This window comes from Thiomicrorhabdus sp. Milos-T2 (assembly GCF_000702325.1).
Taxonomy (GTDB): domain Bacteria; phylum Pseudomonadota; class Gammaproteobacteria; order Thiomicrospirales; family Thiomicrospiraceae; genus Thiomicrorhabdus.
Genome location: NZ_KL370891.1, coordinates 898,565 through 911,680, shown reverse-complemented (window position 1 = coordinate 911,680; position 13,116 = coordinate 898,565). Strand labels below are relative to the sequence as shown.

Genomic DNA, 13,116 nt, shown 5'->3' with positions numbered 1-13,116 from the left:
AATTCTATTAGCGATACAGTTTGTGATAAGTTCCTGTTTGAGCCATTAATTCATCATGACTACCCGATTCGATAATATGTCCGTCTTCAAACACCATAATTCTATCTGCCTGGCGGATAGAACTTAAACGATGCGCAACAATTAACGTTGTGCGGTTCTCGAGGAATGGCGCTAAATCTTCATATAAACGTCTTTCGGTTTCCATATCTAGAGCCGAGGTTGCTTCATCCATAATCACCACTTTAGGGTCTTGCAAAATCATACGTGCAATGGCTAAGCGCTGGCGTTGCCCACCTGACAACTTAATTCCGTTTCTACCAACAATAGAGTCTAATTTTTCATCCAAAGCCTGAATGGTATCGGCAAGTTGTGCTTGACTAAGCGCTTGCCATAACATTTCATCCGGTAAATCTTGCCCTAAAGTTAAGTTAAAACGTATTGTTTGGTTAAACAGCGCCGGGTGTTGTAAAACCGTAGCAACATTGGCTCTAACGACCGATTGACCAATGTCGGTGATTGGAATATCGTTATAACAAACCTCCCCAGCCGTTGCTTCATAGAAACCAAGCAGTAACTGTACCAAAGTCGTTTTACCTCCGCCACTGGCGCCCACCAAAGCCAGTTTTTCTCCTGCTTCTATTTTAAAATCCAAGCCCTTAAGTACATCCTCATTTTTTTCAGGGTAATGAAACGCTAACTCTTTTACAGAAACCGATACTGAGTTTTGTTCTTTGAATGGATTTATTTTCTGTTCATATCTTGGCTCTTGTTTTAAATCTAAAACCTCATTTATACGCTGTAAAGCGCCACTGGCTGCGCTGTAACCGTATTGAATAGCCAACAATTCTTGCACGGGGCCCATCATGTACCATAGGTAACCAAAGACGGCAATCATTTGCCCAATTGAAAGATCAGAAAAAACCACCATTAACATCCCAGCCCCTCTGAACAAATCAAAGCCAACCAAGAAAATCATAAATGAGAATCGGCTAGCGGCATCACTTTTCCAGGTAAATGCTTCTGAATGGGTTTTGATTGAGAAGGCATAGGTACGCACTCTATCAAAAAAGGTGGTATCTTGATTGGCAGCTCTTACCTGCTGAAGAGCATCCAATGTTTCTGTCAGTGACTGCTGAAAAGCATCTACCGCAGTGTTTTCATCTTTTTTAAGCGTTTTAACTTTACGACCCATAATCATGGTGAAATAAACCACAATCGGATTAAATAACAAAATAAGAACAGCCAATTCCCAATTTAACCAAAATAGTACCGCACTCACCCCCACTAATGAAAACATCGCAATAATAAGTTTGCTAACCGTGGTGCCTAAAAAGGTGTCAATGGTATTAACGTCAGTCAGCATAGTCGCCGAAACACTACCACTGCCTATTGAGGCATATTGCGCCATGGAAACGCCTTGCACTCTAGCGAGTAAATCTTTACGAATACCAAAAGTGACATCTTTAGCAATCACGGTAAATTGCTGCATTTGCCAGACACCAAAGCCTAAGCCCAGGCCTCTTAAAATAATCGTAAAAATGGTAATGGCAACAATATAGTAAACAGGGCCATACCAGTCAGAAGAAACTAAACTTTGTAAAAACCCAACAATAAAACCAGGTTTATCGAGTAAAACCTCATCCACTAGAATAGGTAACAGCAGAGGCAAAGGTACTGTTGCCAACATGGCAAAAAAAGCAATGATATTTGCCTTAATAAGCTCAGGCTTATGCTCCACGACCAAATCGTAAATGCGTTGCCAGGTATAAGATCGTTCAGATAAAGCGGTTACCTTGACTTTTTTAGGTTTTTCAGCGGCCATATTTCTCATTAGCGTGCTCATTTAGTTGAAATAAATAATTGAAAGAAAGAATTTTACACAAGTTCAAAATTCGATAAAAATTGGCAATATACCTTTATTTGCAGAAGAGAAACCTCTGCAAACCGATAGACTTTTTTCTCGTTTTTAAAACCCAAACCTGTGCAAAAGGGCTCAGATTGGTTTTTAACGCTAGTCTAGTTTAAATAGACGGTTAAAGTTAGCCGTTGTGGCATTAGCTACCGTATCAAAAGGTAAGGCTTTTAAATCTGCAATTTCTTGAACCACATAGTGCGTATAACCCGGTTGATTGGTTTTACCTCTAAATGGCATGGGTGCAAGATAAGGAGAATCGGTTTCTACTAACATTTTATCTAGCGGCATAGCTGTTGCGACCTCTTTTAGCTCTTTAGCATTTTTAAAGGTCACAATCCCTGAAAAAGAGATATAAAACCCTATTGCCATTGCTCTTTCGGCGGTAGCTAAATCTTCTACAAAGCAGTGCATAATCCCACCAGTCTGTTGCGCGCCCTCTTGTTCAAGAATCGTTAAACAGTCTGGCGTGGAGTGTCGAGTATGAATAATTAGAGGTTTATCTAACTGTTTGGCAATACGAATATGCTGCTTAAAACGTTCATGTTGCCAGCTCATATCTTCTTCACCCTCAAAGTGAAAATAGTCTAACCCCACCTCACCAATGGCAATGACTTTTGGGTGAGAAGCCGCTTCTAGAATTTGTTCATCGGTTACCACCACTGACTTATCTTCACAGGGATGTACGCCAATTGAAGCATAAACACAGTCATATTTATCGGCTAAACCGATCACTTCATGCCACTGACTAGGGTTAATCGCCACACATAAGATTCGCTCTACTCCGAGTTCTTGGGCTTTAGCAATCACCTCATCAATGTTACCCACCTTTTCTTCTGGCAAAATATTTAAATGACAGTGTGAATCCACAATCATGCTAAAGCTCCTTTTTGAATATGCGATTGAAAAACCGTTTGTAAAGGCTCTTCACTTTGTTGAATGCTTAACCACTCTAAACAGAGACTTTCTATTACCAACTCTTTATTGGCATTTGCTAACCAGTTTTGTTTAGCGGTTAATACCGCTTGTTGAAAACGTAACCAATTTTGCACCTGACCATTAGAAACACTCATTTCATTGGCTTTGTTTTGTGACTGATACATGACTGAACGCACCACAGAAACACTCCACTGGTAAAAATAGTCAAAAACTCTTTCTGGTTGTTGCCATTTAAGCCATTCGGCAACCGCTTGAGAAGCAGTTTTACCCCCACTTTGAATCTGTTTTAAATCGTTTTTCCACTGGCTATCTTCATCAAACATGCCGTCTTTAATCCAATCTAAAGCTAGCAGTGGCGCTCCCCAATTTAAACGTAAAGCGCGTTTTATTAAAACTTCATCGCCTTGGGGATATTGATTATGCAACCAGCCAATGGCGTCCTGCATCGCAGGTGGTGTAAAACTTAATTGCTGACAGCGACTTTTAATAGTGGCCGGCAAACGGTCTATTTGATGCGTACTTAACAAAAATAAAGTTTGTGGAGCCGGTTCCTCTAAACTTTTTAACAATGCATTAAAAGCAGATTGATTAAGGTACTCAACACCTTCGACCCAAGTCACTTTATAACCGCCTTGGTGAGCGGTTTCATTTAGTTTGTAGATTAAACTTCTGACTTGATCAACTGAAATATCTTTTTTGTCTTCTAAACGTCTTAATTCAAAAAAGTCAGGATGCTGTTGAGTTGCAAATAGATGACAACTTGAACATTGCCCACAAGCTTGACCATTTTGTGGCTGTTTACATAATACGGCTTGTGCCACCTCTTTAACAAAGGCATTAATTCCAATACCTTGCGGGCCCGCTAACAAATAAGCATGACCTAAACGTCCGGACAGCTGTTGCCACTGCTGCCACTGTTGGGCTAACCACGGATAAGATTCATACACAGACATTGATTGGTTCATGCCGTTTGCTCCGCGGCTTGTTGCATGAGTTCTAAACGGGAGACTATATCTTGCTGTACTTTTTCTAGACTTTGGCTAGCATCTAAAACACGATAACGTTGCGGCGCTAATGACGCTCTTTGCAGATAAGCCGCTCGTACTTTTTCAAAGAATTCTTGTTTTTCTTGTTCAAAACGATCGATTTCTCCACCACGAGAGGCCACTCGTGCCATGCCAATCTCTATAGGCAAATCAAAAATAAAGGTGGTATTAGGTTGAAAACCTTTTTGAACCCAGTGCTCTATTTCAGCAATACGTTCAAAAGACATTCCACGAGCCGCGCCTTGATAAGCATAGGTAGCATCCGTAAAACGATCTGACACTACCCATTTACCTTGCTGTAATGCAGGTATAATTTTTTCTTGAAGGTGTTGTGCTCTAGCTGCAAACATTAACAACAATTCGGTTTCAGCTTGCATAGCGGTATAGGCTTTATTGAGTAAAACTTCACGAATGGCTTCACCAATTTCAGTACCACCAGGCTCACGTGTCACAAGGTGCTCAATACCTTGGCGAGTCAACCACTCTTTAATAAACTCCAAGTTAGTTGATTTACCCGCACCCTCGGTACCTTCTAGGGTAATAAATTGGCCTGACATAGTGAATCCTTATTAATCGTTTACAGCAAAAAGCTCTTAGAGTAATTACTTTTTTAATAAATACTTTCTTACTGCTTTATTATGTTCTACTAAAGTTTTAGAAAAATGATGTTGTCCGCCACCTTTAGCCACAAAGTATAACGCTTTTGTTTTAGTCGGGTTTAGCGCGGCTTGAATCGCTTCTGCACTGGGTAATGCAATGGGAGTTGGTGGTAAGCCATCAATCTTATAGGTATTGTAAGCGGTTTTTTTAAGTAAATCTTTTTTGCGAATATTGCCATCATAACTTTGCCCAATACCATAAATAACGGTTGGGTCAGTTTGCAAACGCATACCAATCTTCATTCTTCGCACAAACACGCCCGCTATTAACGGACGTTCTGCAGAAAAACCCGTCTCTTTTTCAACAATCGATGCCATAATTAAGGCTTGGTAAGGCGTTTTATATGGCAAACCTTTCTGACGTTTTTGCCAGGCCTGGTCTAAGGAGTCTTGTAATGCTTGATAAGCCCTTAAAACAATCTTTTTATCACTATCTCCGGCTTGATAATAATAGGTTTCAGGAAGTAACCATCCTTCAATTGTTGCGTATGGATATTTTGATTTAATCGGTTTGTCTATATTAAATAGCGCCTGCAAGCTTTTCACATCATCAATATTTAACTCTTTGCGAATTTTAGGTAACGCTTGAATCATTTGTAGGGTTTGTTGTACCGTTTGCCCAGCAACAATCGTAACGGGGTACTGTATATTTTTAGCGGTCTCCAATCCTTTAATTAACTCACCAACCGTCCAATGAGGTTCTATTTGAAACTCACCCGCTTTAATGACTTGCTGTTTATTTAGGTAACGAACGTACCAAGTAAACCACTTAGGGTGTTGCATAAAACCTTGTTGATGCAGTTGATAAGCCACCTTAGTTACCGAACTGCCGGGAGCAATCGATAATTGGATTGGGGCTTTTTGGTGCGCAATGGGCATGGAAATAAATTGATGATATTGACTATAAGCCCAGGCTAAGTTACCTAAAACAACAACCAACAAAAAAATAAACATCCATTTAAGTACACCAAATTTAGATTGTTTAGCGCTTTTGTCTGGTTCTTTTTTATTATTTTGTTCTGTTTGGTTTGTCATAAAATTAGATTGAAATTCGTTTGTTAGAGACCCTTGCTAGAGTCGATTAATTTAATTGATTAATTTAATGGATTATTTTAATTGAGCAATAGGAGTAGCATTTTGCTGTTGCCAATTTAACCAGGCCTGGTGTATTTTCTGAGTTTGCTGCAACTCAAATTGACTCTCTAACAACCTTTTAACCGGCTGAATACCACGAACAGCATTACTAAAGAAGAGTTCATCCGCTTGCAGAATATCCTCTATTTTTAAATCAACTTGCTGAACATCATAGCCTAATGTTTCTAACAAAAATAGCAATTGATAACGGGTTGTCCCCTCTACTCCACTTACATCAAGCTTTGGAGTAAACACGCTTTTTGCTTTAATAATAAACAGATTGGATTGTGTTCCACAAACGGCATTATTTAAGCAATTGAGCATAATACCTTCATCAAACCCATGTTGTGTCACTTCTGTTCTTGCTAACACATTCTCTAAGCGATTTAGACTTTTTAAACCTACCAGGCCTGGTTGACTACTTGAGCTTGCTTGGTTTATAGACACCATGCTTTCAATTGGTTCGTTGGTTGCTAAAAATTCCTGTTGTATAAAATTGGGAGCGGGTTTAATCAAAAAAATACAGTTTGGATGAATCTCTTCAGGCATTTGATAACCCATACCACCTGTTCCACGGGTTACCATTAGTTTAAGCACACAATCAGATTGACTATTAGCTTGAAAATATTCGCTTAAGGCACTTCTTATCCAGCTTTGTAGCAAGCTTTTGTCTAAGGTTGGAAGAAACAGTGCTTGAGAACTTTTTTCAATGCGTCGCCAGTGGGCTGGCCAATTCAGCAGTTGTTGGTTACGAACCAAAATAGTGGTAAAAAAGCCATCACCGTATTGCAAACCTCTATCATGAATTGAGAGACTTTTGACTGACTCGCCATTGACCCAAGTATCCAATTTTATCAATTTGTTTGTTAACTTCGCTCCTGACATTTTAAAACTCGGTATCGCTTTGGCTAAAATCAAAGGCCTTAATGAGTCCTTTGGCTTTATGACGTGTTTCAGTAAGCTCATTTTTAGCTTTAGAATCAGTCACTATTCCTGCGCCAGCTCTAAATTGAACAATGGGTTTACCCTGTTCTTCAAATTGAATCATCGTACGAATCAGAATATTCAAATCCAATGAACCATCTAAATTGATATAGCCTAAAGAGCCTGTGTAAGCTTCACGAGGCATTTGTTCTAACTCAGCCACAATTTCCATACAACGAATTTTAGGACACCCAGTAATTGTCCCGCCAGGGAATAAGGCATGCACAATATCTAACGGTGAAAGATCAGGCTGTAACTTACCTCTTACATTAGAAACAATATGATGCACATGCTCATAGGTTTCAACCACCATCAGTTCATTTACCTCAACCGAACCTGGTTGGCAGATTCGTCCTAAATCATTACGCTCTAAATCAATTAGCATAATATGCTCAGCACGTTCTTTTGGGTGTTCAATCAGCTCAGTGACTAAAGCTTTATCAGCTGCTTCATTATTACCACGTTTACGTGTACCGGCAATAGGACGAGTCTCTACCCAAGGCGCTTGGTATTTAACTAAACGCTCCGGAGAGGAACTCACAATCTGCCAGGCCTGGTGATGATTACCAGCCCCACCATCTTTAAAATGAACTAAAGAGGCAAACGGCGCTGGATTAGATTTTTTTAATGCACGGTATACTGATAAATAATCTGAGTTAGGCGCAAGCTCAACTTGCCATTGACGAGATAAGTTCACCTGAAAAACATCTCCCGCCAAAATATACTCTTTGATAGTTTCAACGCCGGCTAAGTATTTAGCTTCTGGCTCTTCTTGTGTATCAATGACTTGAACTTTTTGTTGACTATTAGCTTGTTGATTAGCCTTAAGATTGGATGGTGTTTGGCTACTATTAGCTAAAATAACGTTAGTTAAATCCGCCTCAATTTGTGGAATGACATCAGCAAATTCGGGTTCTGCCATCAAAGTCATCTTGCCCGTAGCGTGTTCTAAAATAATAGCCGCTGGCACACGCGTTAAATGAGCTAAAGGAAATTTAGATTGAGGTAGATTTAGAACGGGCTCAACCACTTGTGCATAATCGTAGCTAAAATAAGCAAACCAGCCACCGATAAAAGGCAGTTTAGCTGGATTATCGATTGTGCGATTAATATGTGATTTAAACTCAGTTTGAACTTGCTTGATGAATCTCTGTGCATCAGCAAGATTATCTAGTTGCATACTCTGCTGGGGATAAGCAAACAAAATATCAAACTCACCCAAGCCACCTTTGGCGACACTTTCAAGCAAAAAAGGATAACGATCAGGATTTAACTCATGTAATTGTGTTAAATCGATATCCTGTTCTACCAGGCCTGGAAGCTCTGGGAGTTTAAATACTTTGATTATCTGAGATTGCATACGATTGAGTACTGGCTGCCGTATTTAAAGGTATAGTTGGGATGGTTAGCCGAAAAAGTCATGAATTAATCTCTATCCTAAATTCAAAAATAAACAAGTCGTATTAGTTTACTTGAGTTCTAAGATTTACAATCAAATAATCATGCCTAATTCGGCTTTTAGAGACCTTTGCACGAAAGTATGCACGAGTAAAAATGGTTCTAGGTGCCCCTTGAGGGTAAAAATTCCCCTGATTTTTGTTGAAAAACTTGCGAATAGCTAGCTATTCCCTGCGTTTTCCGCCGCAATCAGGCAAATTTTCTCCCATTTTTCTTTCGCACCTATCTCGTGTTTATGCCCTTGGGTGCAAAGGTCTCTTATAGACTGTACTATCAAACTTTACCAAGCACTAAGGTTGCATTAGTACCACCAAAGCCAAACGAGTTTGATAAAGCATAATCAATCTTAGCATCACGTGCACCACTGGCAACATAATCTAAATCACAACCATCTTCAGGGTTTTCTAGATTAATTGTTGGTGGTAAGGTTTGGTTTTTAATAGCTAAAGCAGTAAACACTGCCTCCATTGCACCCGCCGCACCTAAAGCATGGCCTGTCATTGATTTTGTTGAACTCATGGTTAAATTATATGCATGGTCACCAAATACTGATTTAACCGCTCCTGTCTCACAAACGTCTCCAGCGGGTGTTGATGTACCATGAGCATTAATATAGTTTATTTTAGTAGGATCTAACTGCGCGTTATTTAACGCCGTTACCATACAACGACCTGCACCTTCTCCACCTGCCGCTGGCATGGTCATGTGATAAGCATCGCCACTCATTCCAAAACCTAAAACTTCCGCATAAATATTAGCACCACGAGCTTTGGCTTGTTCATACTCTTCCAATACTAAAGCACCAGCACCATCACTCAAGACAAAACCATCACGATCTTTATCCCAAGGACGGCTAGCTGTTTGAGGATCATCATTCCGAGTAGATAACGCTCTAGCTGCGGCAAAACCTGCTAAACCAAGTTCAGTGGTCGCAAATTCAGAACCTCCCGCAATCATCACATCAACATCACCATACTGAATCATACGAGCAGCATCACCAATACTATGAGTACCGGTTGCACAGGCTGTTCCAATGGCAAGATTAGGCCCTTTTAAACCATACATAATAGATAAGTTACCCGATGTCATATTAATGATTGAGCTGGGAACAAAGAACGGCGAAACTCGTCGAGGTCCACCCTTAAGCATCGCATTATGTTGCTTTTCAATTGAACCAATACCACCAATACCCGAACCCATTGATACCCCAATACGGCCAGCATTTTCTTCGGTAATTTCTAGGCCAGAATCTTTAATCGCCTGAGCTCCCGCAGCAATACCGTAATGAATAAAAGGATCCATTTTTTTGGCTTCTTTTGGCACAATGTGTTGTGACACATCAAACCCTTTTAGCTCACCGCCAAACTTTACTGAATAGGCGCCTGTATCAAATTTAGTAAGAAAATCGATTCCACTTTTACCCGCTAAAATATTTGACCAGTTCTCTTCAACATTTAATCCTACTGCTGAAAGAACACCTAGACCTGTAATAACCACTCGACGCTTAGACAAAATAGCACCCTCTTAAACTTTAGTGAGACCCTTGCACGAAAGTATATCTCAAACGTTAAATACAAAAAAAGCCGTTAAAACGGCTTTTGAGAAGTATCTGACTTTACAGCCAATTACTTATTTCTAACTTATAGGTTAGCTTCTACGTAAGAAGTCGCTTGAGCTAGAGTAGAGATTTTTTCTGCTTCTTCATCAGGAATTTCACAATCAAATTCTTCTTCTAGAGCCATTACTAATTCAACTGTATCTAGAGAATCTGCACCTAAATCATCTACGAATGAAGCATCAGCTGTTACTTGATCTTCTTCTACACCTAATTGCTCAACTACGATTTTCTTTACGCGATCTTCAATACTGCTCATGGAGTTCTCCAACTTGTTTTATATGATAAAAATAAACATTTTAAAAATTTGAACGTATTTTCGCCTTATCTTGAATTATTTTCAAGCATTATTATTGTTTTAGCGAACTTCAATCCATCAATATTTTTTATAAAAAAATAACCCTATGATTTATAACTCTTTTTAAAGAGCTAAATCATATACATACCACCGTTAACATTTAACGTTTGTCCGGTAATATATGCACCACCCTCTCCGGCTAAAAAGGTAGCCGATTTAGCAATATCCTCTGGTTGACCCAAACTTTGTAGTGGAATCTGTGCAGTAAGAGCCGTTCTCTGCTCTTCTGGTAAGGATTTTGTCATGTCTGTATCAATGAAACCTGGCGCAATGGTATTAACGGTGATATTTCTAGCACCCACTTCACGAGCTAATGATTTACTAAAACCAATAATTCCCGCTTTAGCTGCCGCATAATTAGTTTGTCCAGCATTACCCATAACACCAACCACTGATGCAATATTAATAATACGACCACCTTTCGCTTTCATCATGCCTCGTAAACAAGCTTTACTCATACGATAAACAGAACTTAAGTTAGTCTGGATAATATCATCCCATTCATCGTCTTTCATTCTCATTAATAAATTATCACGAGTAATCCCCGCGTTATTTACCAAGATAGTAGGCACACCAAACGTTTTACTCACTTCTGCTAAAACCGTCGTAATTGCTTCACCATCTGTAACATTAAGGCATCTACCTGCCCCAGTTGCACCAGCTTCAGCAAGATATGTTGAAATTGCTTCAGCACCTTTATCTGAGGTTGCGGTACCAATTACGGTCGCACCGTTTGCAGCCAAATCTAATGCAATGGCTTTACCGATTCCTCGGCTTGCACCTGTTACAAAAGCCACTTTTCCTGTCAACATTTTTCCCACCTTGTTTGATGCACGCTTTTAATATAAAAGCAAATTAAACGAATTCTAAATAATTATCTTGAGAGCTTTTTGACTCTTGCAAAGGCCTCAGTTTATAGAGTTGCTAGTGCTTTCTCTATAGAAGCATTGTCAAATACTGCTTTCATGCCCATCTTACGATCAATTCTGCGATTTAATCCCATCAACACTTTACCAGGACCAAGTTCATATAGAGACTCAACCCCTTGAGCTTTCATAGAATTTACCGTTTCAACCCACTGAACAGGACGATATAATTGCTGAACTAACAATTCCTTGATTTCGTCTACTGACTGAGCTTGATTAAAGTTTACATTATGTAGCACAGGAACTGAAGGCATTGAAAGTTCCATACCCGATAATGACTCAGCTAGTCGATCTGCTGCAGGTTTCATTAATGAGCAATGCGAAGGCACACTAACTGGCAAAGGCACAACACGTGAAGCACCTGCCTCTGTTGCTAACTCCATGACTGCATCCACCGCGGCTTTATTACCCGCAATTACAACCTGGCCTGGTGAGTTAAAATTAACCGCTTCAACAATTCCTTCTGCTTTTTCACAGACAGCAACAACTTGTTCATCTTCCAAACCTAAAACCGCAGCCATTGCCCCCTGGCCTGCTGGAACTGCCGATTGCATAAACTTACCACGCTCAGCAACTAAAGCAATACCCTGCGCTAAAGTCATACATCCACTGGCAACTAATGCGGTATATTCCCCTAATGAGTGCCCTGTCATAAAAGCAGGTTCAAGGTTTTTTTGTGCCGCTAAGGTACGATAAACAGCAATACCTGAAGCCAACATAGCGGGTTGTGTAATATCAGTTTGGTTTAATTTACCATCTACATCATTTTGCACAACATCCCAAAGGTCATATCCTAATGTATCTGATGCCTCAGTAAACACTTCTTGAACTTGTGAATGAGATTCTGCTAACTCAGCTAACATTCCCACAGATTGAGAACCTTGACCGGGAAAAACGAATGCATATGACATATTTTTAAATTCCTGTAAATTTTAATTTAGTTTGCATTAATTTAATGAAACCTTTTAAGGTGATAGACACGAACAAAAAAGAGTAACATTTAACTATTTCGACTCTTTTAAAGGTCTATTTTAAACTTGGTCTATTTTAATATTTAATAAGCGCAGTGCCCCAAGTAAATCCTCCACCAAAGGCTTCTAATAATATAGTTTGACCGCGCTGTATACGACCATCACGAATTGCCTCATCTAGTGCTAATGGAACAGAAGCACTTGATGTATTAGCGTGTTTAGCAACCGTTATGACCGTCTGTTCTTCAGTTAACTTGAGCTTTTTAGCGGTTCCCATAATAATTCTTAAGTTCGCTTGGTGAGGCACTAACCAATCAATATCTTCTTTTTCAAGACCATTAGCTTCTAGCGTCTCTTTAGCGATACGACTAAGCGTATTAACGGCAACTTTAAAGACTTCATTACCCTTCATCTGCATTGAACGCTCTGCAACTGAATCTGTAGTAGGTAACTTTGAAACACCAGATGGAACGTGAAGTAGCTCTTCATACTGACCATCGGCATGAATATGAGTTGATAAGATACCTGGTTTTTCAGACGCTTCAATAATCACAGCACCAGATCCATCTCCAAATAAAACACAGGTATTGCGATCCGACCAATCAGTAATTCTAGATAAGGTTTCTGAGCCAACCACTAACGCACGTTTAGCCATACCTGTCTTAACAAACTGATCTGCGACACTTAATGCATAAACAAAACCCGCACAAACGGCTTGCACGTCAAATGCAGGACACCCTTTAATATTAAGACGTTGTTGTAACAAACAAGCTGTACTAGGGAAAACTTTATCGGGAGTCGTCGTGGCAAAGACTATTAAATCAATAGAGCTAGGGTCTATTCCAGCGGCTTCAATGGCTCGCTTAGAAGCCTCTTCAGCTAAATCACAAGTTGTTTGACCTTCGGCAGCAATATGGCGCTGTTGAATACCGGTACGTTCTTGAATCCACTCATCACTTGTTTCAACCATTTTTTCTAGGTCTAAATTCGTAAGAATTTTTTCTGGTAAGTACCCGCCCGTACCAATAATACGGCTGTAGATTTTTTGATTCATAATTATTCTTATCTGATTGAAAGTCTAAATTGACTGATTACCTTACAACAAAATACAAAT

General features: G+C 39.7%; 12 protein-coding genes. All 12 read right to left on the bottom strand.

Features of this window, described 5'->3' with window-relative positions:
• Positions 1–7: 7 nt before the first annotated feature.
• Positions 8–1,822, bottom strand: coding sequence for an ABC transporter ATP-binding protein (locus BS34_RS0103980; protein ID WP_369699486.1), 1,815 nt, complete (start codon positions 1,820–1,822; stop codon positions 8–10).
• A gap of 189 nt (positions 1,823–2,011) precedes the next feature.
• Positions 2,012–2,788 carry a TatD family hydrolase gene (locus BS34_RS0103975; protein ID WP_029407259.1) on the bottom strand — a complete coding sequence of 259 codons (777 nt, stop codon included), beginning with the start codon at positions 2,786–2,788 and terminating at the stop codon, positions 2,012–2,014.
• Complete coding sequence (holB, locus tag BS34_RS0103970) at positions 2,785–3,816, bottom strand: DNA polymerase III subunit delta' (RefSeq protein WP_051640667.1); 1,032 nt, start codon at positions 3,814–3,816, stop codon at positions 2,785–2,787. Before holB ends, BS34_RS0103975 begins: the two co-directional genes overlap by 4 nt.
• Positions 3,813–4,454, bottom strand: coding sequence for a dTMP kinase (gene tmk / locus BS34_RS0103965; protein ID WP_029407257.1), 642 nt, complete (start codon positions 4,452–4,454; stop codon positions 3,813–3,815). The genes holB and tmk overlap by 4 nt, the downstream gene beginning before the upstream one ends.
• Before the next feature lie 45 nt (positions 4,455–4,499).
• Positions 4,500–5,591 (bottom strand): endolytic transglycosylase MltG, encoded by a 1,092-nt coding sequence (gene mltG, locus BS34_RS0103960; protein WP_233993136.1) that lies wholly within the window; start codon positions 5,589–5,591, stop codon positions 4,500–4,502.
• Positions 5,592–5,663: 72 nt separating this feature from the next.
• Positions 5,664–6,575, bottom strand: a complete 912-nt coding sequence (gene pabC / locus BS34_RS0103955) for an aminodeoxychorismate lyase (RefSeq protein WP_158660969.1) — start codon at positions 6,573–6,575, stop codon at positions 5,664–5,666.
• Between the two features lies 1 nt (position 6,576).
• Complete coding sequence (locus BS34_RS0103950; protein ID WP_029407254.1) at positions 6,577–8,034, bottom strand: aminodeoxychorismate synthase component I; 1,458 nt, start codon at positions 8,032–8,034, stop codon at positions 6,577–6,579.
• Between the two features lie 371 nt (positions 8,035–8,405).
• Positions 8,406–9,644, bottom strand: coding sequence for a beta-ketoacyl-ACP synthase II (fabF, locus tag BS34_RS0103945; RefSeq protein WP_029407253.1), 1,239 nt, complete (start codon positions 9,642–9,644; stop codon positions 8,406–8,408).
• Between the two features lie 128 nt (positions 9,645–9,772).
• Positions 9,773–10,006, bottom strand: a complete 234-nt coding sequence (acpP, locus tag BS34_RS0103940) for an acyl carrier protein (RefSeq protein WP_029407252.1) — start codon at positions 10,004–10,006, stop codon at positions 9,773–9,775.
• A 170-nt stretch (positions 10,007–10,176) separates the two neighbouring features.
• Complete coding sequence (gene fabG, locus BS34_RS0103935; protein ID WP_029407251.1) at positions 10,177–10,917, bottom strand: 3-oxoacyl-ACP reductase FabG; 741 nt, start codon at positions 10,915–10,917, stop codon at positions 10,177–10,179.
• A gap of 101 nt (positions 10,918–11,018) precedes the next feature.
• Entirely contained in the window at positions 11,019–11,942 is a 924-nt protein-coding gene (fabD, locus tag BS34_RS0103930; protein WP_029407250.1) for an ACP S-malonyltransferase, read from the bottom strand.
• Between the two features lie 136 nt (positions 11,943–12,078).
• Positions 12,079–13,056 (bottom strand): beta-ketoacyl-ACP synthase III, encoded by a 978-nt coding sequence (locus BS34_RS0103925; RefSeq protein WP_029407249.1) that lies wholly within the window; start codon positions 13,054–13,056, stop codon positions 12,079–12,081.
• Between the last annotated feature and the right edge of the window lie 60 nt (positions 13,057–13,116).